The organism is Nocardioides sp. CCNWLW239, assembly GCF_037137035.1.
GTDB lineage: Bacteria > Actinomycetota > Actinomycetes > Propionibacteriales > Nocardioidaceae > Nocardioides.
On record NZ_JBBBNW010000002.1, the window covers coordinates 1 to 23,490 of the forward strand.

Genomic DNA, 23,490 nt, shown 5'->3' on the forward strand with positions numbered 1-23,490 from the left:
CTTCGGCGAAGAACGCCTGGGTCTGAACTGAACACAAACAAGCCGATGATCAGTTACACAAAGTTCCTGACACTCCCATACCTGCGCCCCACACTCGGCGGGGTTCTCGGAGTCCACTCAGGGAGGACCGCAGCAATGCACACAAGTTGGATCAAGGCGCTCGTCGCCACTGTCGAATACGGCAGCGTCGAAGCCGCCGCGCGAGCCCAGAACATGACTCGACAGGGGCTCCGCAAGCGGATCTCCAATCTCGAGATCGCGACCGGAGTCGAGCTCCTCGCCGTCGACGCTCGAGGGACGCTCACCAAGGCCGGCGAGAAGCGAATTCAGAAGTTCCGCCAGATCCTCGACGCCGCAGACGAGGTACTCAACCTCGGGCAGGCCGCCTGACCACCAGCGGCGGCCGGAGCGTTTGTTCCGGACTCGTTACCGCTACTTGTCGGTACGCCCTGGCATGTCCAAGTAAAATCCCGCGGTTCGATCACTCGGATCGAACCAATCCCCCATGTAACGAGGAGGAGTCTCGTGAGACTCTCGATCGATCGGAGAACGGGCCTGGTCGGTGGTGTCGTCGCTGTCGTTGCGACCGCTGCTGCCATGTTCTCTCTGTTGCCCTCCAACGCCGGCGCTGCGACCACCGTGGTGCTCGACGGCGTCTCGGTCGCCGTGCCCTACGGCGGCACCCAGGCCGTCACCGTGAACCGCACGTCGGGGACGTACGCGAACGTCCGGTTCTGGCAGAAGACCGACGGGAAGTGGACGCAGAAGTTCATGACCACCAAGGGCCGCATCGGTTCGGGTGGGCTGGTGCCGCGTGACCAGCGCAAGCAGGGCACCAGCACGACCCCGATGGGCACCTTCAGCCTGATGTCCACCTTCGGCACCCACGCCAAGGCGAGCACCCAGAAGCTGAGCCATCGCAAGATCACCAGCGATGCCTACTGGGTCCAGGACAACAAGTCTGCCTACTACAACCGCTATCGCCTCAAGTCCCAGGGCGGCTTCCGCTGGTGGCTGCCGGCGAGCGACGTGAACAGCTCCGAGCGGCTCGCGGCCTACCCGACGCAGTACGAGTACGCGGTCGTCGTCAAGTACAACTACGACAACCCGGTCCGCTACCGCGGCGCGGGGATCTTCCTGCACGTCAACGGCTCCGGCGCGACCGGCGGATGCGTCAGCGTCCCGCGCTGGATGATGAAGGAGTACTTCAGCCTTCTCGACCCCGCCAAGAAGCCCGTCATCGCCATCGGAGCCTGACGCGCCTGATCGAAGAAACACCGTGGGCCGGAGCGATGATCGCTCCGGCCCACGGCCATTTCGACGGATGATCGGTCACCTGACGGTGGCCCAGTCACCCCCGCTCGCCCAGTAGGCGACCTCGTCGCCGCGGTAGTAGACCTTCACGACGTACTCGTCCGGCGGGAGCTTGACGAAGGTGACGCTCGTGGACCCTCCGCTGAGCGCCTGGGTGACCTTGCGGTCGCCGTTGGTCACGATCGTGACGCTGCCGGTCGGGGTGTAGCCCGAGGCCGTCACGCGGACGTCGACCTTGGTCTGGCGCGACCCGTCCGCGGCGACCACGTTGACGCGGGGCTTGACGCGCACCCGGCCGCTGGGGCCGTACGTCTTGCTCAGCGTCTCGCCGCTGCGGGAGCGAGCGACCACGGTGACGCTCAGCCGGTGGCCGACGTCGGAGGCCGTCGGACGGTACTTCTCGGTCGTCGCACCAGAGATCGGCGTACCTTCACGCGTCCACTGGTAGGAGATGTCCACCGCCTCGCTGAACGTGCCCGGGTCGACCTGCATCAGGCCACCGAGACGCGTGCCGCCCTTGACGAAGCCGGCTCCGGTCTGGGCCAACGTGCCGCTCGGCGGCTCGGTGGGCTCCGTGGGTTGCTGCGGAGCCTTGCCGCCCCCGACGAGAGTGGTGGCGAAGGCGTACGAGTGCTTCGGCTTGTAGCCCGTCTGGACACCGACGACGAGGGCGCCGATCCTTTTCCCGGAGGCCGATGCCGGCACCTTCAGGAAGCGGGACTTGGTGCGCGCGATCAGCGTCTTGTCGGCGTACCACCTGATCTCGCCGATCTTGGCCGACGGCTCGTAGTCCGCACCGCCGACGGAGACCGTCGAGCCGACCTTCTGGGTGCCGCTGATCGTCGGCTGCCTCAGCACCTTGAACGTGCCTTGCTTGATCGGCGGCACGATCACGCTCATCGTCTTCGCCGAGGCGTAGCCGTCGCGGGTGCCGGTGAGCACCGCGGCGATCTGCTTGCCCGCGAGGCTGCCCGGGATGCGGAAGGTCTTGTTGGTCGCTCCCGGGATCGGCTTCTTGTCCACGATCCACTGGTAGCGGATCTTGTTCGGGTTCGGGCTCCACGAGCCGGTGTTGACCGTGACAGCCTTGCCGACCTGCGCCGTTCCCTCGACCGTCGGTCGCTTGGTGACCGAGAGGCGTTTCGTCGACGACGGCGTCCCCTTGTCGTTGATGTGGATGAACCCGGTCGGGTAGTTCACCGACCCCTTGCCGATCCGGCGCCAGCTGAGATCGCTGCCGTAGTTGGACTCCGAGATCGTGATCGAGTCCGACCCGACCCGCTCGACGATCGCGACGTGCCCGAAGCGGCTCGCGCTCGGGTGCGAGGAGTGCCACCAAGCGACGGAGCCGACCGTCGGCGTCCGGTTCGTCAACCTGCTCAACGCAACACCCCAGTTGGTGGCGTTGCCCTCACCCGACCACGGGCGAGCGTTCGGCAGGCCGGTCTTGATCAGCTTGTACGCGACGTAGTTGGTGCAGTTTCGACCGGCGTACATGCGCCAGTACATGTTCCCCCAGGCTTTCTCGTAACCGCCGGTGGAATAGCCCTTGCTGCGGCAGTCCGAGAAGCCGGAGCAGAGCGTGATGGAGCCCGCGTGCGCCGGTGAAGCCAGCTTGGGGATGACTTGTACACCGAGGCCCACGAGCAGCAGAACCGCGCCGGTGACCAAGGTCCGGCGCAGCGCCCCGCCAGGCTTCCCCACCTGGCGCGACTCCTGTGAATACTGATGTTTCTGTGACTTGAGGGGCACATGAGCACCCTAGAGAAAGTTGTCAACCATTGATACCGGTGTGTCGGAATTACAATGCTGTATTTTTACTTTCCCCGCGTGAGGACACCAAAGAACGGGCAACAAGGGCGATATAAATGTCTCGAATTCCGGGCAGAATGAGAGGATCCAGCCATGCCTGGAACCAATCTCACGCGCGTCGAAGCCACCGCTAGAGCCGCGCTCCTCGACGTCCTGTCGTACGACATCGAACTCGACCTCACCACGGGTGCTGAGACCTTCGGCTCGACGACGACGATCACCTTCACCTCCGCCGAGGCCGGCGCCTCCACCTTCGCCGATCTCGTCGACGCGACCGTCCACGAGATCACCCTCAACGGCGTGGCGCTCGACCCTGCGGTGGCCTACCAGGACTCTCGGATCCAGCTCGACGGCCTCGCGGCCGAGAACGTGCTCGTCGTCAAGGCCGACTGCACCTACTCCCACACCGGCGAGGGCCTGCACCGCTTCGTCGACCCCGCCGACGACCGCGTCTACCTCTACTCCCAGTTCGAGGTCCCCGACGCCCGCCGCGTCTACACCACCTTCGAACAGCCCGACCTCAAGTCCGTCTTCACCTTCCACGTCACCGCCCCCGAGAGCTGGAAGGTCGTCTCCAACTCCCCCACGCCCGAGCCGAAGCCGCTGGGCGACGGTCGCGCGACCTGGGACTTCGAGCCCACCAAGAAGATGTCGACCTACATCACCGCGCTGGTCGCCGGTGAATACCACGAGGTCCAGGACGTCTACGAGGGCAAGTTCGGCACCATCCCGCTGGGCCACTACTGCCGCCAGTCGCTGGTCCCCTACCTCGACCGCGACGAGGTCGTGAAGATCACCAAGCAGGGCTTCGAGTTCTTCGAGGACGCCTTCGACTTCCCCTACCCGTTCGGCAAGTACGACCAGCTCTACGTGCCGGAATACAACATGGGCGCGATGGAGAACGCCGGCGCCGTGACGCTGCGCGACGAATACCTGCCGCGCTCCAAGCAGCCGCGCTCGTTCTACGACTTCCGCGCCTCGGTGATCCTGCACGAGATGGCCCACATGTGGTTCGGCGACCTGGTCACGATGAAGTGGTGGGACGACCTCTGGCTCAACGAGTCCTTCGCCGAGTGGGCCTGCTACCACGCCCAGGCCAACGCGACCGAGTTCACCGACGCCTGGACCGGCTTCACCAACGCCCGCAAGCAGACCGGCTACCGCCAGGACCAGCTGCCCACCACCCACCCGATCGCCGCGGACAACTACGACCTGCAGGCCGTCGAGGTCAACTTCGACATGATCACCTACGCCAAGGGCGCCTCTGTCCTGAAGCAGCTGGTGGCGTGGGTCGGCCTGGAGCCGTTCCTGGAGGGCCTCAAGGCCTACTTCAAGGAGTTCGCCTACGGGAACTCCGAGTTCAAGGACCTGCTGCGCCACCTCGAGGCCGCCTCCGGCCGCGAGCTCCAGGGCTGGGCCCAGGAGTGGCTGCAGACCGCCGGCGTGAACACCCTCACGCCCGAGTTCACCCTCGCCGAGGACGGCTCCTACGCCTCCTTCGCCGTGCGCCAGTCGGCGGCCGCCGACCACCCGACCCTGCGTCGCCACCGCATCGGCCTCGGCCTCTACGACCTGGTCGACGGCTCGCTCGTGCGCCGCGACGCGTTCGAGATCGACGTCACCGGCGAGCTGACCTCGGTGTCACAGCTCGAGGGCGCCAAGCAGCCCGACCTGCTGCTGCTCAACGAGGGCGACCTGACCTACGCCAAGATCCGGCTCGACGAGCGCTCGCTGGCCACCGCGCTGTCGTCGCTGTCCGCGCTGGACGACTCGCTGTCGCGCGCCCTGATCTGGGGTGCGGCCTGGGACATGACCCGCGACGCCGAGATGAAGGCGACCGACTTCGTCGAGCTCGTGCTCGCCAACATCGGCCAGGAGACCGACGCCTGGGGCGTCACCCGGATCCCGGTCTTCGCCGCCCAGGCGGTCAACTCGTTCTCCGCCCCGGCCAACCGCGACGCCCTCAAGGCTCGCTGGGAGACCGGGTTGCGGAGCCTGCTGGAGGCCGCTGCCCCGGGCAGCGACCACCAGCTGACCTTCGCCCGGACGTACGCCGCGGCGGCCCGCTCCGAGGCCGCGATCGCCGACCTCCAGGGCCTGCTCTCCGGCGACCTCGCCTTCGACGGCCTCGACATCGACCAGGACCTGCGCTGGGCGCTGGTCACGGGCCTGGCCGCCTCGGGCACCTTCGGTGAGACCGAGATCGCCGCCGAGCTCGAGCGCGACAACACCATCTCTGGCCAGGAGAAGGCAGCCGCCGCCCGTGCCGCCCAGCCGACGGCCGAGGCCAAGGAGGCCGCCTGGGACGCGGTCGTCGTCCGCACCGACGTCGCCAACGAGACCGCCCGATCGATCGTGCTCTCGTTCCAGCGCAGTGGCCAGGACGAGGTGCTCGCACCCTACGTCGACCGCTACTTCGAGGCCGCCGACACCCTCTGGGAGCACCTCGGCACGCACCGCGCCTCGACCGTGCTGGAGTTCATCTTCCCGAAGCCGGCCGCCTCCCCGGAGCTCCTCGAGAAGGCCGACAAGTGGCTGGAGACCTCCCCCGCCGAGCCCGCCGCCAAGCGGTACGTCCGCGAGGGTCGTGACGAGGTCGCCCGCGCCCTCGCCGCCCAGGAGCGCGACGCGCAGTAGCCCACGCACGACGAAGGACCCCCAGACGACGTACGCCGTCCGGGGGTCCTTCGCATCTGCGGCGAAAACCACGAATGGAAGGGAGTCTCTCCCTTCCACTAACAACTTTATAGCGCACCCAGGGGCTTGAAACAAGCCCCCCGGATTGGTGCAGAATCTCGGTCTCGAACAGGTAAATCACCTGTTCAGACAGGGGATTCAACGTTGCAAGCATTCGATCTCGCGGGCCGTCACGACGCCAAGGCGGACCCGGCACTGATCGCCGATGACGAGCAGCACTTCGCTGCCATCGGTCGGAGTCTCGAGGAGCAGATCGCCGAGCTGACCTCGCGGCTGGACGAGGTACGCCGTCGTCCGGGCGGACACGGACAGGAGGCGATGGACCGCGATCTGGAGGTGCACCGGCTCGGCGGGCAGCTGCGGATGCTGCGCAGGTTCAGTCTGGACCTGTGCCTGGGGCGGATCGTCACCGAGTCGGGCGGCACGGTCTACATCGGTCGGCTCGGGCTGACCGCCAGCGACGGGCGCCGGCTGCTGGTCGACTGGCGCTCACCGGCCGCCGAGCCGTTCTTCGCCGCGACGCACGCCGACCCGCACGGCCTGCTGAGCCGGCGTCGCTACCGATGGACCAACGGACGGATCACCGACTACTGGGACGAGGTCTTCACCGCCGAGGGGCTCGAGGGACATGCCGCGCTCGACGACCAGTCGGCCTTCATCGCCACGCTCGGCAGCAGCCGCTCGCCGCGGATGCGTGATGTGCTCGGCACGATCCAGTCCGACCAGGACGCCATCATCCGTGCGTCCTCGCGCGGCTCCCTGGTCGTCGACGGCGGTCCCGGGACGGGCAAGACCGTGGTGGCGCTGCACCGCACGGCGTACCTCCTCTACTCCGACCCTCGCCTCGGCGAGGGGAAGGGCGGGGTGCTGTTCGTGGGACCGCACGAGCCCTACCTCTCCTATGTCGCCGACGTGCTGCCCAGCCTCGGTGAGGAGGGCGTACGCACCACGACGCTGCGCCGGATGGTGCCCGAGGGCGCCTCGTTGCTGCCTGAGACGGACCCGGAGGTGGCCCGGCTGAAGGCCGATGCCCGGATGGTCGCGGCGATCGAGCCGGCGGTGGCGCTCTACGAGAGACCGCCGGCGAAGCCGACCCTGGTCGAGACCCCCTATGGAGACGCGGTGATCAGCACCAGCGACTGGGCCGAGGCGATCTCGGCGGCCGAGCAGGGTACGCCGCACAACGACGCCCGCGACCAGGTCTGGGACGCGCTGCTGAAGATCGTGACCGACAGGATCCAGGAGAACGGCGCCACCGACCCAGACCGCGACTATGACGCCGATATCGACGACTGGGGCGATGAGGACCAGGTGGAGGACGAGTTCGACGCGTACGGCCTGGTCGACGAGGATGCGACCGACGCCCTCCGCACGTCGCTCGAGACCAACGCCGCACTGCTCGACGTCTTCGGTCAGGTCTGGCCGCGGCTGAAGCCCGCCGACCTCGTCGGCGACCTGTGGGAGGTGCCGGCGTTCCTGCGGATGTGCGCGCCGTGGCTCGCTCCCGACGAGGTGAAGGCGCTGCAGCGCCAGGACAGTCAGGCCTGGACCGAGGCCGACCTGCCGCTGCTCGATGCAGCTCACCGTCGCCTCGGCGACCCCGACGCCTCACGCCGCCGGAGCGCCCAGAAGGCGGCCGCGGCCGCCGACCGGAGGGCGAAGGCCGAGGTCGTCTCCGACCTGATCAGCCATGACGACTCCGACATGAAGGTGATGTCGATGCTCCGCGGCCAGGACCTGCGCACCGCGCTGCTGGACGACTCCGTACGCGAGCCCGACGAGCTCGACCCCTACGCCGGCCCCTTCGCGCACATCGTCGTCGACGAGGCCCAGGAGCTCACCGACGCCGAGTGGCAGATGCTGATCAGCCGCTGCCCCTCGCGCAGCTTCACGATCGTCGGTGACCGAGCGCAGGCCCGCCACGGCTTCACCGAGTCGTGGCAGGAGCGGCTCGAGCGGGTCGGTCTGGACCGGATCGAGATGGCCGGCCTGACCGTCAACTACCGCACGCCCGAGGAGGTGATGGCCGAGGCCGAGCCCGTCATCCGCGCCGCCCTGCCCGACGCCAACGTGCCGACGTCGATCCGTGCCTCCGGTCTTCCCGTCGTCCACGGCTCGGTCGCGGACCTCGACGAGATCCTGCACACCTGGCTCGCCGAGCACGACGAAGGCATCGCCTGCGTCATCGCCGCCGGTTCGACGGATGCCGCCGAAGGCCGGGTACGCCGCCTGAGTCCCGTGCACGCCAAGGGCCTGGAGTTCGATCTGGTGATCCTGATCGACCCGGATAGCTTCGGGTCCGGGATCGAGGGTGCGGTGGACCGCTACGTCGCGATGACCCGGGCGACTCAGCGGCTGATGGTGCTCACGACCTGACCGTTACCCAGAGGTCGGTCCCGTCCGACGTCAGTGGGTCGCGGCGGGGAGGTTGTCGTCGTCGCCCTTGTGGGGCTTCGGCAGCAGCCCCTCGCCGCGGAGCACGCCGGGCAGGAGCACCACGAGGGAGATGATCACCATCAGGACCACCGGGATGAGCAGGATGAGGAGGAGCAGCCCGGAGGCGGTCATCTCCTCGGCGACCGGCCAACCGTTGGGGACCTCGGCGCTGGCGGGGCCGGCGGTAGCAACAGAGGCGACGACAGCGGCGGTGGCAGAGGCGCCGATGAGGCCGGCGCGGCGCAGGATCTGGTTGCTCACGGGCAGATACTAACCGGCGTACACCCTGGTTCTCATCAACGCCCCTGGATCCCCGTGCCGCTGGGCGATACCCGGCTGTGCTCGACCGCGGCGGATTGGCCGCCGACCTTGAACGCGCTGGATACTGGAAATCATGTCCTTCCCCCCGAACCCCCCTCTGGTCTCGGTCTCCTGGTCGACGCTCGGCGAATGGGTGATCGGCATCCCCTTGCGTATCGCCGGGCTGATCCTGCTCGCCATCGTGCTGCGCTGGATCCTGCAACGGGTCATCGACAAGGTCGTCCTCCGCGCCGTCGAGGCGCCCGCGCTCACCGGCAAGATCACCAGGTCGGCCGAGGCGAGCGAGACGAGCATCGCCTCGTCGCGTCGCAGCCAGCGCGCGCAGGCGATCGGCTCGCTGCTCAAGAGCGTCGTCACCGGTGTCCTGGTCGCGATCTTCGCCACCATGATCCTGGACGAGCTCGGCATCAACATCGCGCCGATCATCGCCTCGGCCGGGATCGTCGGTCTGGCGCTCGGTTTCGGTGCCCAGTCGCTGGTGCGGGACTACCTGTCCGGCGTCTTCATGATCATCGAGGACCAGTACGGCGTCGGTGACAGCATCGAGGTCAACAACATCAGCGGCACCGTCGAGGCGGTGACGCTGCGGATCACCCGCCTGCGCTCGCTCGACGGCACGGTCTGGTACATCCCCAACGGCGAGATCCTCACCGTCGGCAACCACAGCCAGAACTGGGCCCGCGCCGTCATCGACGTCGGGGTCGGCTACAACGAGGACCTCAACAAGGTGCAGCGCGTGCTCCGGGAGGTCTCCCACGACCTGTGGGTCGACGAGGAGTTCAAGGGCCAGATCATCGAGGAGCCCGAGGTCACCGGTGTCGAGGCGCTGGCCGCCGACTCGATCACCCTGCGAGTGCTCATCAAGACCCTGCCGCTGAAGCAGTGGGCGATCGCCCGCGAGATGCGCCAGCGGATCAAGGCTCGTCTCGACTACGAGGGCATCGAGATGCCGTTCCCGCAGCGGGTCATCTGGCACCGCGAGGAGAAGGCGGCCGCGGCCGAGGAGCAGAACGCGAACGCCTGACGTACGCCGCCTGTGATGCCCCGGCCGAGGCCGGGGCATCACTGTTTCTCAGGCGGGATCTCAGGCGAGCGCGGCGTCGAGGGTGATCGTGGTGCCGGCGAGCGCCTGGCTGACCGGGCAGCCTGCCTTGGCGGCCTCGGCGAGGCGTACGAAGGTCTCGTTGTCGAGCCCCTCGACGACGCCGCGGGTGGTGAGCTTGATGCCGGTGATGCCCGTGCCCGGGGTGAACTCGACCTCGGCGCTGGTCTCCAGGCTGGTCGCCGGGGTGCCGTTCTCGGCCAGGCCGTTGGAGAAGGCCATCGAGAAGCAGGACGAGTGGGCGGCGGCGATGAGCTCCTCGGGGCTGGTCTTCCCGCCGGGCTCCGCGGAGCGCGCCGGCCAGGACACGTCGTAGGTCCCCAGGCCCGAGGAGTCCAGCGTCACCTTGCCGGCGCCCTCGAAGAGGGTGCCCTCCCAGACGGTGGTGGCAGTGCGGGTGGTGGCCATCGTTCATCTCCCAAAGATCGAGTGTGTGCGTACGTCCCCGATCCTGCCACGGGCGGCGAGCGCGGACCCGCGTGGAAGAATGGCGCAGTGACGTTTTATGAGGAGATCGGCGGGATGGAGACCATCCGCACGATCGTGGCCAAGTTCTACGAGGGCGTGGCGACCGACGAGCTGATGCGGCCGATGTATCCCGAGGAGGACCTCGGTCCGGCTCAGGAGCGGCTGACCCTCTTCCTCGCGCAGTACTGGGGCGGCCCGACGACCTACTCCGAGCAGCGCGGCCACCCGCGCCTGCGGATGCGGCACGCCCCGTTCGAGGTCACCTCGGAGGCTCGTGACCGCTGGCTCCAGCATTTCCGTGAGGGCCTCGACGCTGCGGGGCTCACCCCCGAGCAGGACGCGCAGTTCTGGGCGTACGCCGAGCACGCCGCCAACTTCATGATCAACACCCCCAGCTGATCACGGGGGCAGTGCCCCTAGAGTGGCGGCTGTGTCGATCAGCTCCCCCGTGCGTCGTGGCCGAAGAGTGCTACGCCATCCGAGCCAGATCGTGGCAGTCGGCTTCGCCGCGACGATCCTCATCGGCACGCTGCTCCTGATGCTTCCGGTGGCCCGCACCGAGCCGGGTCACGCCCCGTTCCTGACGGCCCTGTTCACCGCGACCAGCGCCGTCTGCGTCACCGGCCTGGTCGTGGTCGACACCCCGACCTACTGGTCGACGTTCGGCGAGGTCACCATCCTCGGCCTGATCCAGGTCGGCGGGATCGGGATCATGACCCTCGCCTCGATGCTGGCGCTGGTGGTCTTCCGCCGGCTCGGGCTGCGCTTCCGGCTCACCGCGGCCGTCGAGCACACCAGCTCGGGGCTCGGAGACGTACGCCGCCTCATCCTGGGCGTGGTCGGCATCAGCGTGGTCATCGAGCTGATCATCGCGATCCCGCTGACCCTGCGCTTCTGGCTGGGCTACGGCTCCACGCTCGGCCGGGCCGTCTACGACGGCGTCTTCCACTCGATCTCCGCCTTCAACAACGCCGGCTTCGCGCTGCGGTCCGACAACCTGATGGGGTACGTCGACGACCCCTGGATCTGCCTGCCGATCGCCGTCGCGGTGATCGCCGGCGGGCTCGGGTTCCCGGTGTGGCTCGAGCTGCTGCAGCGTACGAAGGTGCGGATGTGGAGCCTGCACACGAAGATGACCGTCTCCGGCACCGTCGGACTGCTGCTCCTCGGCACGGTGTTCTTCACCGCCGTCGAGTGGGGCAACCCCGACACCCTGGGCGCACTGAGCACGCCGGGGAAGGTGCTGGCCGGCTTCTTCCAGAGCACCATGACACGTACGGCCGGGTTCAACAGCCTCGACTACGAGCAGATGCACGAGGGCACCCTGCTCGGGGTCGACGTGCTGATGCTCATCGGCGGTGGCTCCGCGGGCACGGCGGGCGGCCTCAAGGTCACCACCTTCATGCTGCTCTTCTTCGTCATCGTCGCCGAGGTGCGCGGTCAGCGCGAGGTCGAGGCCTTCGACCGGCGCATCGACCCGCGCGCGATCCGCCAGGCCCTCACGGTCGCGCTGCTCTCGGTCGGCTTCGTGGTCTCCGGCACCATCGCCCTGCTGCACCTGGTCGACGCCCCGACCCATCGGGTGCTCTTCGAGGCCGTCTCGGCCTTCGCCACCGTCGGACTGTCGGCCAACCTCACCTACGACGTGCCCGCGGGCGGACAGCTCGTCCTGATCGCGATGATGTTCGTCGGCAGGATCGGCCCGATCACCCTCGTCTCCGCCCTGGCGCTCCGCGACCGCGAGCGCCTGCACCGCTTCCCGGAAGGACGGCCCCTCATTGGCTAGGACCAGATCGGACAAGAACAGCGCCACCCGCGGCGGCGTGGCCGTCCTCGGCCTCGGCCGGTTCGGCAGCGCGCTCGCCCTGGAGCTGGTCGAGGAGGGCGAGGAGGTGCTCGCCGCCGACCTCGACCCACGGACCGTGCAGGAGCACGCCGGCCTGCTCACCCACGTCGTCGAGGCCGACACCACCAGCGAGGATGCGATGCGCGAGCTCGGGCTGAGCGATTTCGGCACCGTCGTCGTCGCCATCGGCACCGACATCGAGGCGAGCATCCTCACTGCCTCGGTGGCCGTCCACCTCGGCGTACGGAACGTCTGGGCCAAGGCGATCAGCGCACCGCACGCCCGGATCCTCAGCCAGATCGGCGTGCACAACGTCGTCCGCCCCGAGCACGACATGGGCCAGCGCGTCGCTCACCTCGTACGCGGACGGATGCTCGACTACATCGAGTTCGACGACGGCTACGTCTTCGTCAAGACCCGGCCGCCGGCCGTGCTGCACAACCGCAGTCTCAGTGGCATCGGAGTCCGGCAGACCTACGGGGTGACCGTCGTCGGGGTGAAGCCCGCCGGTGGCACGTTCACCTATACCACGCCCGAGACCGTCATCCGTCCCGACGACCACATCGTCGTCTCCGGTCCGCAGCACAAGGTGGAGGCGTTCGCCCGCCTCTAGGAGCCTGGCTCGAGGGTGTATCCCACGCCCGGGGTGGTCACCAGGAGGCGGGGGCGGGCGGGGTCGTCCTCGAGCTTGCGGCGCAGCTGAGCGGCGTAGACCCGCAGGTAGTGGGTCTCCTTGGCGTAGGCCGGACCCCACACCTCCGTGAGGATCTGCTCTCGCGGGACCAGCCGGCCGAGGTTGCGGGCGAGCAGCTCGAGGAACGCCCACTCGGTCGGGGTCAGCCGTACGTCCGAGCCGGCCTTGTGGACGCGCTTGCGCGCGAAGTCGATCTCCAGGTCCCCGACCTGCACGACCGCGGCCGCGGGCGGCGCCGAGTCCTGGGACCGGCGGACCGCGGCTCGGAGGCGAGCCATCAGCTCGTTCATCGCGAACGGCTTGGTCACGTAGTCGTCGGCGCCGAGATCGAGCGCCTCGACCTTGTCGTCGCCGTGCTGGCGAGCGGAGAGCACCACCACCGGCACCTGGGTCCAGCCCCGCAGCCCCTCGATCACCTCGGTGCCGTCCAGGTCGGGGAGGCCGAGGTCGAGCAGGACGACGTCGGGGTGGGTCGCCGCCGCGGCGGCGAGCGCCGAGCGCCCGTCGACCGCCGTCTCGACCTCCCAGCCGGCCGCGCGCAGGTTGATGGCAAGGGCCCGCAACAGCGCCGGCTCGTCATCGACGACGAGGACCCGGCTCATCGGACCACGCCCGTCGCACGCGGCACCGCGACGACCATGGTCAGACCGCCGCCGGGGGTGTCCTCGGCAGACAGTCTGATCCCGAGCGCCTCGCTCAACCCCTTGGCCACCGCCAGACCGAGGCCCAGCCCGTCCGCGGAGGTGTCGTCGAGTCGCTGGAAGGGCTCGAACATCCGCTCCCGCTGCTCCTCCGGAACACCTGGCCCGCGGTCGACGATCATCACCTCCACAGTCTCCGGGGTCTCGTGGGCGAGGACGCGCACCGGCTCGCCGGGGCGGGGCCCCTGGCCGCTGGCCCGGACGGCGTTGCTCACCAGATTGGCGACGATCCGCTCCAGCAACCCCGAGTCCGTGCGTACGAGCGGGGCGTCCTCGTCGACGTCGAACGCGATCGATCCCGGCGGCAGGCCGGCGACCGCCAGTGGCAGCGACTCCTCGAGGCTGACGTCCCGCATCGCGGGGTGGACCAGGCCGGCCTCGACGCGGGAGAGATCGAGGAGGTTGTCGATGAGCGCCTCGAGCTGGTCGGCCGAGGTCGCCGCCGACTCGACGAGCTCCTTGCGGTCCTCCTCCGGCACCCGGCCCACGAGCAGACCGTCGAGGGCGGCGCGCATCGTGGCCAGCGGCGTACGCAGATCGTGGGAGACCGCGCGGAGCAGCGAGGTCGAGGTCTGCTCGGCCCGCTCCAGAGCGAGCGCGCGGTCGGCCTGGTCCCGCAGCCGGCGATGCTCCAGCACCAGCGACGTCTGGACCGCGAAGGCCTCCAGGACCCGGCGGTCGCGAGCCTGCAACGGCGTGCCGCACAGGACGATCACGTGGGTGTCGTCGACGGCGACCAGAGCGTCGCCCTGGTCGGGCTCCGCCGGATAGCCGTTCCCCGCCCCCGCCAGCCGCACCCAGCCCTGCGGCGTCTCCTCGAGCAGGACCACCGACTGCTGGGCGAAGGTCTCGCGCACCCGGCTCACGATCGCCTCGGCGGTGTCCTGGCCCGTGAGCACGGAGCGCGACAACGCCCCCATGGTCGCTGCCTCGCCCTTGGCCTGGCGCGCGTCCGCGGCGCGGCGGGAGGCGTGGTCGACGACGGTGGCGACACCGACCGCGACGGCCACGAAGATCACCAGCATCACCAGGTTGCGGGGCTCGGCGATCGTGAAGCGGTGCACCGGCGCGGTGAACCACCAGTTCAGGTGGGCGAACCCGGCCAGCGCCGCGACCACCGCGGGCCAGCGGCCTCCGACCATCGCGACCAGGACGGTCGCGGCCAGCAGCAGCATGCTGGCCAGCGGCAACTGGCCGGAGATGTCGCCCTCGATGCCGTCGTGGTGCAGCAGCCAGACCAGAGCGACGGGCACCACGAGCGCGCACAGCCAGCCGAGGGCCTGCCGTCTCCGGCTGAGCGGTGACCCGAGGCCGCTGCGGATCCGCGCGCCGCGGGCGATCTCGTCGTGGGTGACCAGATGTACGTCGATCGAGCCCGCCGCGGTCGCGATCCGGTCCCCGGTGGTGCCCGCGAAGAGCCGCCGCAGCCGCCCGTGGCGGGAGACGCCGACGATGATCATGGTGGCGTTCGCGCCGGTCGCGAAGTCGACGACGGCGGTCGCCGCGTCCTCGCCGATCACGCTGTGGAAGGTGCCGTCCAGCGAGGCCGTCAGCGCCTGGACCCGTTCCATGGACCCTGCTTCCGGTCTGGCGAGCCCGTCCGCGGTGACCACGTGCACCGCCAGCAGCTCCGAGCCCTTCGCCCGCTGGCACAGCCGGGCGGCTCGTCGCAGCAGCGTCTCCGACTCCGGGCCGCCGGTGACCGCGACCACGATCCGCTCCTTGGTCGGCCAGGGGTGCTCGATCCGGTGCTCACGGCGATAGTCACCGAGCGCGTCGTCGACCCGGTCTGCCAGCCACAACAGGGCCAGCTCACGCAACGCGGTCAGGTTGCCGACCCGGAAGTAGGAGCTCAGGCTCGCGTCGATGTTCTCGGGCTTGTAGATGTTGCCGTGGGCCATCCTCCGCCGCAGCGCGTCGGGCGCCATGTCGACCAGCTGGATCTGGTCGGCGGTGCGGACCACCTCGTCCGGCACGGTCTCCCGCTGGCGTACGCCGGTGATCCGCTCGACCTCGTCGTTGAGCGACTCCAGGTGCTGGATGTTGACCGTGGTGATCACGTCGATCCCGGCCGCACGGATCTGCTCGACGTCTTGTGCCCGTTTGGTGTGGCGGCTGCCGGGGACGTTGGTGTGCGCGAGCTCGTCGACGCAGACCACCTTCGGGTCGCGGGCGATCACGGCCTCCACGTCGAGCTCGGTGAAGGTCGTCCCGCGATAGTCGATCTCGCGGCGCGGGATCACCTCGAGCCCCTCGATCTGGCGGGCGGTGTTGCTGCGGTCGTGGGTCTCGACGAAGCCGACGACCACGTCGGTCCCCCGCGCCTGGCGCCGCTGCGCCTCGCCGAGCATGGCGTACGTCTTGCCGACGCCCGGCGCGGCTCCGAGATAGACGGTCAGACGGCCCCGCTTGCGCGGGGACCGTCCGTCCGTTGGCGTGGTCTGCACGTCCCTATTCAACCTTCTGCTCGCGCACCGCGATGTTGAGCTCGAGCACGTTGACCCGCGGCGCCCCGAGGACGCCGAACGTCCGGCCGTCGGTGTGCTCGGCCACCAACGCCGTCACCTCCTCCTCCGAGAGCCCGTTGGCGCGGGCCACCCGGGACACCTGGAGGGCTGCGTAAGCCGGCGAGATGTCCGGGTCGATGCCGGATGCGGAGGTGGTGACGGCGTCGGCGGGGACCTGGCCGACCGGGACGCCCTCGCGCGCAGCGATCTCGCGCTGGCGCTCCCGGATCGCCGTGACCAGGTCCGGATCCTCGGGGCCGAGGTTGGAGCCGTAGGTGGTCAGCGTGTCCCAGCCGTCGCCGGCCGCGCTGGGACGCGGGTAGAAGAGGCCCTCGTCGCCGTTGCGCTGCCCGATCAGGGCCGAGCCGACCGCCTCGGCGGGGTCGTCGGTGCGCGCGCCGGTCTCGGTGACCAGGGAGCCGTCGGCACGCCAGCCGAAGGCGGCCTGGGCGATCCCGGTGACCACCAGTGGATAGAGGAGACCGCACACCAGGGTCGCGGCGAGGAGCACCCGGAGCCCGGCGAGGGAGTGACGGAGAAGCGCGAAGAGATCTGACATGTCCTCACAGTCCTGGGATGAGAGAGATGGCGACGTCGAGCAGCTTGATGCCGACGAACGGCACGATCAGGCCGCCGACGCCGTAGAGCAGGAGGTTGCGGCGCAGCAGCGCCGAGGCCGAGGACGGCCGGTAGCGGACGCCGCGCAGCGCCAGCGGGATCAGCGCGACGATGATCAGGGCGTTGAAGACGACCGCGGAGACGATGGCCGACTCCGGCGAGGACAGGCGCATGATGTTGAGGACGTCCAACGCCGGGAAGGCCGTCACGAACATCGCCGGCAGGATCGCGAAGTACTTCGCGACGTCGTTGGCCACCGAGAAGGTGGTCAACGCACCCCGGGTGATCAGCAGCTGCTTGCCGACCTCGACCACGTCGATGAGCTTGGTCGGGTCGGAGTCGAGGTCGACCATGTTGCCGGCCTCCTTGGCCGCGGTCGTCCCGGTGTTCATGGCGACGCCGACGTCGGCCTGGGCGAGCGCCGGCGCGTCGTTGGTGCCGTCGCCGCACATCGCGACCATCCGGCCGCCGCGTTGCTCGCGCCGGATCAGGGCGAGCTTGTCCTCCGGGGTCGCCTCGGCGAGGACGTCGTCGACGCCCGCCTCCTGGGCGATCGCGGCCGCGGTGGCGGCGTTGTCGCCGGTGATCATCACCGTCTTGATGCCCATCGCGCGCAGCTCGTCGAACCGTTCGCGGATGCCGTCCTTGACGACGTCCTTGAGATGCACGACGCCCAGCACCCGTGCCGGGTCGCTGGTGCGCTTCTCGGCGACCACGAGCGGCGTGCCACCGCCCTCGGCGATCTCCGAGACGATCTCCGCCGTCTCCGGCGGCACCTGACCGCCGTGCTCCTCGACCCAGGCCGCCACCGCGGAGGCCGCCCCCTTGCGTACGCTCAGGCCGGGGCTGTCCAGGCCGGACATCCGGGTCATGGCCGAGAACTCGACCATCGTGGCCTCCGCCGGCCCACCCATGGAACGGCCCACGAGGGTGAGGATGCTGCGGCCCTCGGGGGTCTGATCGGAGAGACTGGCCAGGACCGCGGCGTTCTCGGCGCCGATCAGGGTGACCCCGGTGACCGGGACGATCTCGTGGGCCTGCCGGTTGCCGTACGTGATCGTGCCGGTCTTGTCGAGGAGGAGCACGTCGACGTCGCCGGCCGCCTCGACGGCCCGCCCCGACATCGCCAGGACGTTGCGGCGGACGAGGCGGTCCATGCCGGCGATGCCGATCGCGCTCAGCAGGGCGCCGATCGTGGTGGGGATCAGGCAGACCAGCAGCGCGGTCAGGACCAGCCAGGACTGGTGGGCGCCGGAGTAGCCGGCCAGGTAGTAGAGGCTCCCGCAGACGACGACGAAGATGACGGTCAGGCTGGTCAGGAGCACGTTGAGCGCGATCTCGTTCGGCGTACGCTGCCGCTCCGAACCCTCGACCAGGGCGATCATCCGGTCCACGAAGGAGTGGCCCGGGTCGGAGGTGATCCGGACGACGATCCGGTCCGAGAGGACCAGGGTGCCGCCGGTGACCGCCGACCGGTCGCCACCGGACTCGCGGATCACCGGAGCCGACTCGCCGGTCACGGCCGACTCATCGACGCTGGCGACGCCGTCGATGACGTCGCCGTCGCCCGGGATCCGCTCGCCGGCCTCGACCACGACCACGTCACCCGTGCGCAGGTCGGTGGAGGCGACGAGCTCCTCGGCCCCTCCGGCACCGCCGCGCAGGCGTCGCGCGGTGGTCTCGGTCTGCAGCGCACGGAGCGAGGCCGCCTGCGCCTTGCCGCGCCCTTCGGCGACCGACTCCGCCAACGCGCCGAAGACGACGGTGAGCCACAGCCACCCGGTGACCAGCCAGCCCATCACCGACGGGTCGAGGATCGACAGGATGGTCGTGGCGGCCGCGCCGATCTCGACCACCAGCATGACGGGGGTAGCGACCAGCGTGCGGGGATCGAGCTTGCGCAGCGCACCCGGGAACGCCTGGGCGATCTGCTTGGTGGTGAGCACCGACGGAGACGCCTCGACGGTGGCGGGGTGCTCGGCGTGCTCATCTGGGGTACGTACAGGGGTCTGTGTCATGACAGGGACTCCACGATCGGGCCCAGCATGAGAGCCGGGACGAAGGTCAGGCCGACCACGACCAGCGCGACGCCGGTCAGCAGGCCTACGAAGAGCGGGCGGTGGGTGGGCAGGGTGCCGGCGTTGTCCTGCAGCCGGCCGGCGGCGGCGAACCGGCCCGCCAGGGCGAGCACGACGACCATCGGCACGAACCGGCCCAGCAGCATCAGCAGCCCGAGCAGGGTGTTCCAGAACGGGGTGCCGGAGGTGATCCCGGCGAAGGCAGAACCGTTGTTGTTGGCGGCGCTCGTCACCGCGTACAACGCCTCGGAGAGGCCGTGCGGACCGTCCGTCGAGAGACCCGCCAGCCCCGCCGGGACGCTCAGCGCGATCGCCGCGCCGATGAGCACCAGGATCGGGGTGGTCAGGATGTAACCGGCCACCAGGACCATCTCGTCGCGGCTGATCTTCTTGCCCAGGTATTCAGGCGTACGTCCCACCATCAGGCCGCACAGGAAGACCGTGACCACGGCGAGCATGAGCATGCCGTAGAGACCGGACCCGACACCGCCCGGCGCGATCTCGCCGAGCATCATCCCGAACAGCGCGACACCGCCGCCGGGGGCGGTCAGGCTCTCGTGCATGCCGTTGACGGCACCCGTCGAGGTGCCCGTGGTGGCCGCAGCGAAGAGCGCGGTGGCGGCCTCGCCGAAGCGGGTCTCCTTGCCCTCCATCGCGGCTCCGGCCAACTGCGGGGCGGTGCCGGGTCCGGCCATCTCCGCCCAGGTCAGCAGGGTCACGCCGACGGTGAGGAGCGTGCCCATCGTGGCCAGGACCGCGCCGCCCTGGCGCTTGTCATCGACGATCAGCCCGAAGGCCCAGGCCATCGAGAACGGCAGCACGAGGATCGCCCAGATCTCGAGCAGGTTGGTGAACGGGTTGGGGTTCTCGAAGGGGTGGGCCGAGTTGACGTTGTAGAACCCGCCACCGTTGGTGCCGAGCTCCTTGATGGCCTCCTGGCTGGCGACCGGGCCACCGGTGAGGGCCTGGCCGCCGCCGGTCAGCGTGGTCATCTCGTGCACCGGGTGCAGGTTCTGCACCGCCCCGGCCGCGACCAGCACGATCGCCACGACGAACGCGACCGGCAGGAGCACCCGGAGCGTCGTACGCACCAGGTCGACCCAGAAGTTTCCGATCCGTCCCTGGCGGCGTGTGCGGGCCAGCCCGCGGGCGAAGGCGGCCGCGACGGAGAGGCCGACCGCGGCGGAGACGAAGTTCTGCACCGCCAGACCGGCCATCTGGAGGAGGTGGCCGGTGGCCGCCTCGCCGGAATACCACTGCCAGTTGGTGTTGGTCACGAACGAGACCGCGGTGTTCCACGCCCCGTCGCTGGGCAGCGGGTCGAACCCGCCGTCGAGCGGCAGCAGGTGCTGCAGCCGGCCGAAGGCGAAGAGGAACAGGATCCCGGCCAACGAGAAGCCCAGCGCCGACATCGCGTAGGACCGCCAGTGCTGGTCGGCATCGGGATCGACCCGGAGCGCTCGGTAGGCCGCGGTCTCGGCGCGCAGGTGCCGAGGGCTGGTGTAGATGTGGGCGAGGTGGCGGCCCAGGAGCGGAACGCTGAGCGCCAGCGCCGCGACCAGGGCCAGGATCTGCAGCACCGCCGCGAGCGTGGCGCTCATCGCGCGGCTCCGGAGACCCTGTCGTCGTGGGGGACATGCACGTCCGCGGTGGCCTCGGCTGCGCCCAGCCGGCGGTCGATCAGACCGACCAGCAGGGCGAGCCCGGCGAAGCATGCGAGCGTGAGGAGGAGGTAGATGAGGTCTGGCACGCCTCCATTCCAGACCCGGATCCGGCGGGTTCTGCCGGCCTTGACGGATCCCTGATGCCGACGCCGGCGGCACCGGTCGACCTTGACGTTTTCTTGATGCCTCGGAAAGTTCTCACGCCGCGTCCGCACGGCATAACCTGTCCTGGTGCGGAGGTGGCTCCGCAGGAACAGCATCCGGGCTGAAGCCCCGCGAGCGAGGACGAGAGGAGGTGGCCGGAATGGACGGTCAACCTCCGAGTACCACCTCGCCCTGACCGGTCCGGCCATCTGGAGAACGTGCCCGGGCCGGCGCGACGCGTCTGCGCGTCGCCGTCCCGCTCGCTCGCAGCATCCAGGAGGCCACCCATGTCCGAGCGCCCGTTCAAGTCCCTGCGCGCCCTCACCAGGCAGCGCCGCTCCGACCCGCCGAAGATCCCGCCGACGACCTCGTCGCACGGCGGAGGCGGTCGGTCCTCGATGCCGACACCGTTGACGCGCGGCAGCATGATCGACAGCGCCGTCTACGTCGGCGGCGACCGCGTCGACTCGCCCACGACGCTGGCCGAGACCTACCGCTCGCTCCACGAGCACGACGACGCGATGGCCTGGATCGGCCTCTACCAGCCCAACCAGCACGAGCTGGCCTCGCTGGCCGACGAGTTCGGCCTGCACGAGCTGGCCGTGGAGGACGCCATCCTCGCCCACCAGCGGCCGAAGATCGAGCGCTACGACGACACCCTGTTCGTGGTGCTGCGGGCGGCCTGGTACGTCGACGAGACCGAGAACATCGACTTCGGCGAGCTGCACCTCTTCGTCGGCCCGGACTTCGTGCTCACGGTGCGCCACGGCGCGCAGCCCGACCTCTCCCCCGTACGCCGCCGGATGGAGAGCAACCCCGACCTGCTCCGCCTCGGCCCGGAGGCGGTGCTGTACGCCATCCTCGACCGCGTCGTCGACGGCTACGCGCCGGTCGTGGCCGGACTCGCCAACGACATCGACGAGATCGAGACCGAGATGTTCCGCGGCGACACCCAGGTCTCGCGCCGCATCTACGAGCTCTCCCGCGAGGTGGTGGAGTTCCAGCGGGCGACCCGCCCGCTGCTGGGCGTCGTACGCTCCCTGGCCGCCGGCTTCGACAAGTACCGCACCGACGAGGAGCTCCAGCGCTACCTGCGCGACGTCGAGGACCACGTGATCGGCACGGTCGAGCAGATCGACGAGTTCCGCAACCTGCTGCGCGACATCCTCACCGTCAACGCCACCCTCGTCGCCCAGCAGCAGAACGAGGAGATGAAGGCGCTCAGCGAGCTCAGCGTGCAGCAGAACGACGAGGTCAAGAAGATCTCCGGCTGGGCCGCGATCCTGTTCGCGCCCACCCTGGTCGGCACCGTCTACGGGATGAACTTCGACTTCATGCCCGAGCTGCAGTGGCGCTACGGCTACTTCATGGCGCTCGGGCTCATGCTGACCGTCAACGTCGTGCTCTACATCCTCTTCCGCCGCCGCAACTGGATCTGAGAGCGGGTCGAGAAACGCTGACAAAGGTCCCGTTTCTCGACAACCGACGTACGCACTGGGAGGCTACTGGGCTCAAGCAGAACAATTTGTGCACCAGAGCGCTCTCGGAGGACGCATGCGGGCATTTCAGCGGGTCATCGCCGGATCGGGGATCGCTCTCGGCGCTGTCGTCGCGGTGGCACTGCTCATCGCCGGCTCATCGTGGCTGGGACCCGACTCGGCTGACCGGTCGGCGCAGCAGGCGGCAGGGCCATCGAGCCGGCTTGGAGACGGGCCGACCGGACCGCCCCAGCCCATCGACGCAGCCGAGGACACCTCGGTCGGCACCCTGCCGCCGCCCCCGGATGCCTCGGACGCCTCGGACGCCACCCAGCTCATCTCCAGCGACCTGCTCGCGCCGCCCACCTCAGCCCAGGGGAAGCCGCGGGCCGGGAAGCCGGCCGACGGCGCGACGCTGAGCGCCCGGAAGACCCGCAACGCCAAGAAGCCCGCCGACTCCGGTCAGGTTCCGACCATGCCGGGCTTCACGATGACCCGCGACGGCTGGGAGTGGATCGCCGGGGACGAAGGCGACCACTACGGCGACAGCGAGTTCGACCGCGACGGCGACGACTGCCGGCGCGAGCACCGCGACGATCGCTACGACTACCGCTACGACCGTCGCGACAGCTGCGACCGGCGCGACTGAGCCGAGCCCTACAGCACGCTCTCGACAGCCGCGCGGACCTGCGGGCTGGGCTCGACTGACGTACCGGACTCCAGGTCGTAGAAGACCAGGGTGACCTGCCCACGGGCGAGCCGGACGTCGCCGTCGGCGATCTCGGACTCGATCGTCATCGACTTGGTGCCCAGCCGGGAGACATAGCTCCACACGTCGTACGGCTCCGCTCGGGCGAGCACCGGCGCGTGGTAGGTGACGTCGGTCTGGGCGACCACGACGGAGGGCCAGTCCTGGAGGTCGTTGTGGGACCGGAGCCGCTTCATCAGCGCCAGGCGCGACTCCTGGAAGTACTCGAAGTACTTCACGTTGTTCACGTGACCGTAGGCATCGACGTCGGAGAAGCGGACGAAGAGCGGGAAGTGGCCGTCCTCGAGCCGCTTCGGCTCGCCCAGCGCGAGCGGCTTCGAGGGAGTCTTCTCGAGGTAGGGCTCGAGGTTGGCCTTCTCCTCCGGCCTGAGCCGGCGCGGCGACTCGGTGGTGAAGACGTACGGTGCCAGGACCGTGGTCGCCCGCAGGAAGACCTTGCGGGTGCCGTCGGGCCGGTCGCGGAAGATCTCGTAGGCCATCGTGAAGCTCGCCGCCCGGATGTCGGTCACCCACGACTCGACGTAGACCGGCGTGAAGTCGAAGAGCAGCGGCGCGACGTACGTGACCTGGTGGCTGACCACCACGACACCCTCGGCCAGCCCCTGGGTCTGCGGGCTCCGGGCGTGCGTGCGCAGCATGTCCACGCGCGCCTCTTGGAGGTAGTCGACGTAGACGACGTTGTTGACGTGGCCGAGCATGTCGAGGTCGGCCCAACGCATAGGACATTCGTAGAGGTGGCGCACATGGCCGATCCTTCCAGATCATCTTGGGCACTGGGCCTGGCGACCAGAGGCTGTCCGGGCGAGTATGGTGTCGACCACAGTTCTAATTACTCATCAGT

The 23,490-nt window shown here is 69.3% G+C and carries 20 protein-coding genes; 10 read left to right on the forward strand and 10 right to left on the reverse strand.

Going from position 1 to position 23,490, the window contains the following annotated elements; all coding sequences use genetic code 11:
* Positions 1 to 135: 135 nt before the first annotated feature.
* Together WBG06_RS06015 and WBG06_RS06020 are read left to right on the forward strand one after the other, a co-directional pair.
* On the forward strand, positions 136 to 390 hold the full coding sequence (locus WBG06_RS06015) for a LysR family transcriptional regulator (RefSeq protein ID WP_336735649.1): 255 nt from the start codon (positions 136 to 138) through the stop codon (positions 388 to 390).
* Positions 391 to 525: 135 nt separating this feature from the next.
* The gene (locus tag WBG06_RS06020; protein WP_336735650.1) at positions 526 to 1,257 is read left to right on the forward strand and encodes a L,D-transpeptidase family protein; all 732 of its coding nucleotides are present in this window, start codon (positions 526 to 528) and stop codon (positions 1,255 to 1,257) included.
* Between the two features lie 75 nt (positions 1,258 to 1,332).
* On the opposite strand, the gene WBG06_RS06025 is transcribed toward WBG06_RS06020, so the two are convergent.
* On the reverse strand, positions 1,333 to 3,018 hold the full coding sequence (locus WBG06_RS06025) for a CHAP domain-containing protein (protein WP_336735651.1): 1,686 nt from the start codon (positions 3,016 to 3,018) through the stop codon (positions 1,333 to 1,335).
* A 201-nt stretch (positions 3,019 to 3,219) separates the two neighbouring features.
* On the opposite strand from WBG06_RS06025, the gene pepN reads away from it, so the two are divergent.
* Together pepN and helR are read left to right on the forward strand one after the other, a co-directional pair.
* The gene (gene pepN, locus WBG06_RS06030) at positions 3,220 to 5,763 is read left to right on the forward strand and encodes an aminopeptidase N (protein WP_336735652.1); all 2,544 of its coding nucleotides are present in this window, start codon (positions 3,220 to 3,222) and stop codon (positions 5,761 to 5,763) included.
* Positions 5,764 to 5,967: 204 nt separating this feature from the next.
* Positions 5,968 to 8,199, forward strand: coding sequence for an RNA polymerase recycling motor ATPase HelR (gene helR, locus WBG06_RS06035; RefSeq protein WP_336735653.1), 2,232 nt, complete (start codon positions 5,968 to 5,970; stop codon positions 8,197 to 8,199).
* Between the two features lie 30 nt (positions 8,200 to 8,229).
* Here the strand turns inward: helR and WBG06_RS06040 are convergent, their stop codons facing one another.
* Positions 8,230 to 8,520 carry a hypothetical protein gene (locus WBG06_RS06040; RefSeq protein ID WP_336735654.1) on the reverse strand — a complete coding sequence of 97 codons (291 nt, stop codon included), beginning with the start codon at positions 8,518 to 8,520 and terminating at the stop codon, positions 8,230 to 8,232.
* A 133-nt stretch (positions 8,521 to 8,653) separates the two neighbouring features.
* Here WBG06_RS06040 and WBG06_RS06045 point away from each other — a divergent pair, with 133 nt between their 5' ends.
* Entirely contained in the window at positions 8,654 to 9,604 is a 951-nt protein-coding gene (locus tag WBG06_RS06045; protein ID WP_336735655.1) for a mechanosensitive ion channel family protein, read from the forward strand.
* Between the two features lie 60 nt (positions 9,605 to 9,664).
* Here the strand turns inward: WBG06_RS06045 and WBG06_RS06050 are convergent, their stop codons facing one another.
* A complete protein-coding gene (locus WBG06_RS06050; protein WP_336735656.1) occupies positions 9,665 to 10,090 on the reverse strand; it encodes an OsmC family peroxiredoxin in 426 nt (141 codons plus the stop codon).
* A gap of 87 nt (positions 10,091 to 10,177) precedes the next feature.
* Between WBG06_RS06050 and WBG06_RS06055 the strand changes: the two genes are divergently transcribed.
* The 3 genes from WBG06_RS06055 to WBG06_RS06065 are packed head-to-tail and all read left to right on the forward strand — an operon-like array spanning position 10,178 to position 12,609.
* Positions 10,178 to 10,549, forward strand: coding sequence for a globin (locus WBG06_RS06055; RefSeq protein ID WP_336735657.1), 372 nt, complete (start codon positions 10,178 to 10,180; stop codon positions 10,547 to 10,549).
* Positions 10,550 to 10,580: 31 nt separating this feature from the next.
* On the forward strand, positions 10,581 to 11,936 hold the full coding sequence (locus WBG06_RS06060) for a TrkH family potassium uptake protein (protein ID WP_336735658.1): 1,356 nt from the start codon (positions 10,581 to 10,583) through the stop codon (positions 11,934 to 11,936).
* On the forward strand, positions 11,929 to 12,609 hold the full coding sequence (locus tag WBG06_RS06065; protein WP_336735659.1) for a potassium channel family protein: 681 nt from the start codon (positions 11,929 to 11,931) through the stop codon (positions 12,607 to 12,609). The genes WBG06_RS06060 and WBG06_RS06065 overlap by 8 nt, the downstream gene beginning before the upstream one ends.
* On the opposite strand, the gene WBG06_RS06070 is transcribed toward WBG06_RS06065, so the two are convergent.
* From WBG06_RS06070 to WBG06_RS06095, 6 genes are read right to left on the reverse strand one after another with little or no spacing between them, the layout of a single operon-like run.
* Positions 12,606 to 13,292: a response regulator transcription factor gene (locus WBG06_RS06070; RefSeq protein ID WP_336735661.1), complete on the reverse strand. Its 687-nt coding sequence runs from the start codon at positions 13,290 to 13,292 to the stop codon at positions 12,606 to 12,608. The two genes, WBG06_RS06065 and WBG06_RS06070, sit on opposite strands and share 4 nt — an antisense overlap.
* On the reverse strand, positions 13,289 to 15,838 hold the full coding sequence (locus WBG06_RS06075; protein WP_336735662.1) for a DUF4118 domain-containing protein: 2,550 nt from the start codon (positions 15,836 to 15,838) through the stop codon (positions 13,289 to 13,291). Before WBG06_RS06075 ends, WBG06_RS06070 begins: the two co-directional genes overlap by 4 nt.
* A 4-nt stretch (positions 15,839 to 15,842) precedes the next feature.
* Entirely contained in the window at positions 15,843 to 16,457 is a 615-nt protein-coding gene (gene kdpC / locus WBG06_RS06080) for a potassium-transporting ATPase subunit KdpC (protein WP_336735663.1), read from the reverse strand.
* Between the two features lie 4 nt (positions 16,458 to 16,461).
* Complete coding sequence (kdpB, locus tag WBG06_RS06085) at positions 16,462 to 18,534, reverse strand: potassium-transporting ATPase subunit KdpB (RefSeq protein ID WP_336735664.1); 2,073 nt, start codon at positions 18,532 to 18,534, stop codon at positions 16,462 to 16,464.
* Positions 18,531 to 20,195, reverse strand: coding sequence for a potassium-transporting ATPase subunit KdpA (gene kdpA / locus WBG06_RS06090; RefSeq protein ID WP_336735665.1), 1,665 nt, complete (start codon positions 20,193 to 20,195; stop codon positions 18,531 to 18,533). The genes kdpB and kdpA overlap by 4 nt, the downstream gene beginning before the upstream one ends.
* Positions 20,192 to 20,344 (reverse strand): hypothetical protein, encoded by a 153-nt coding sequence (locus tag WBG06_RS06095; protein ID WP_336735666.1) that lies wholly within the window; start codon positions 20,342 to 20,344, stop codon positions 20,192 to 20,194. Before WBG06_RS06095 ends, kdpA begins: the two co-directional genes overlap by 4 nt.
* A gap of 345 nt (positions 20,345 to 20,689) precedes the next feature.
* Between WBG06_RS06095 and corA the strand changes: the two genes are divergently transcribed.
* Both corA and WBG06_RS06105 read left to right on the forward strand, forming a co-directional pair.
* Positions 20,690 to 21,841 carry a magnesium/cobalt transporter CorA gene (gene corA / locus WBG06_RS06100; RefSeq protein ID WP_336735667.1) on the forward strand — a complete coding sequence of 384 codons (1,152 nt, stop codon included), beginning with the start codon at positions 20,690 to 20,692 and terminating at the stop codon, positions 21,839 to 21,841.
* 115 nt (positions 21,842 to 21,956) lie between these two features.
* A complete protein-coding gene (locus WBG06_RS06105; protein WP_336735668.1) occupies positions 21,957 to 22,529 on the forward strand; it encodes a hypothetical protein in 573 nt (190 codons plus the stop codon).
* Between the two features lie 8 nt (positions 22,530 to 22,537).
* Here the strand turns inward: WBG06_RS06105 and WBG06_RS06110 are convergent, their stop codons facing one another.
* Entirely contained in the window at positions 22,538 to 23,368 is an 831-nt protein-coding gene (locus tag WBG06_RS06110) for an acyl-CoA thioesterase (protein WP_336735669.1), read from the reverse strand.
* Between the last annotated feature and the right edge of the window lie 122 nt (positions 23,369 to 23,490).

Excerpts from the sequence above, each read along its gene's own strand:
- WBG06_RS06015 (WP_336735649.1), top strand. The coding sequence starts at position 136 with ATGCACACAAGTTGGATCAAGGCGCTCGTCGCCACTGTCGAATACGGC.
- pepN (WP_336735652.1), top strand. The coding sequence starts at position 3,220 with ATGCCTGGAACCAATCTCACGCGCGTCGAAGCCACCGCTAGAGCCGCG.
- WBG06_RS06045 (WP_336735655.1), top strand. The coding sequence starts at position 8,654 with ATGTCCTTCCCCCCGAACCCCCCTCTGGTCTCGGTCTCCTGGTCGACG.
- WBG06_RS06050 (WP_336735656.1), bottom strand. The coding sequence starts at position 10,090 with ATGGCCACCACCCGCACTGCCACCACCGTCTGGGAGGGCACCCTCTTC.
- WBG06_RS06070 (WP_336735661.1), bottom strand. The coding sequence starts at position 13,292 with ATGAGCCGGGTCCTCGTCGTCGATGACGAGCCGGCGCTGTTGCGGGCC.
- kdpC (WP_336735663.1), bottom strand. The coding sequence starts at position 16,457 with ATGTCAGATCTCTTCGCGCTTCTCCGTCACTCCCTCGCCGGGCTCCGG.
- kdpB (WP_336735664.1), bottom strand. The coding sequence starts at position 18,534 with ATGACACAGACCCCTGTACGTACCCCAGATGAGCACGCCGAGCACCCC.
- kdpA (WP_336735665.1), bottom strand. The coding sequence starts at position 20,195 with ATGAGCGCCACGCTCGCGGCGGTGCTGCAGATCCTGGCCCTGGTCGCG.
- corA (WP_336735667.1), top strand. The coding sequence starts at position 20,690 with ATGTCCGAGCGCCCGTTCAAGTCCCTGCGCGCCCTCACCAGGCAGCGC.
- WBG06_RS06105 (WP_336735668.1), top strand. The coding sequence starts at position 21,957 with ATGCGGGCATTTCAGCGGGTCATCGCCGGATCGGGGATCGCTCTCGGC.
- WBG06_RS06110 (WP_336735669.1), bottom strand. The coding sequence starts at position 23,368 with ATGCGTTGGGCCGACCTCGACATGCTCGGCCACGTCAACAACGTCGTC.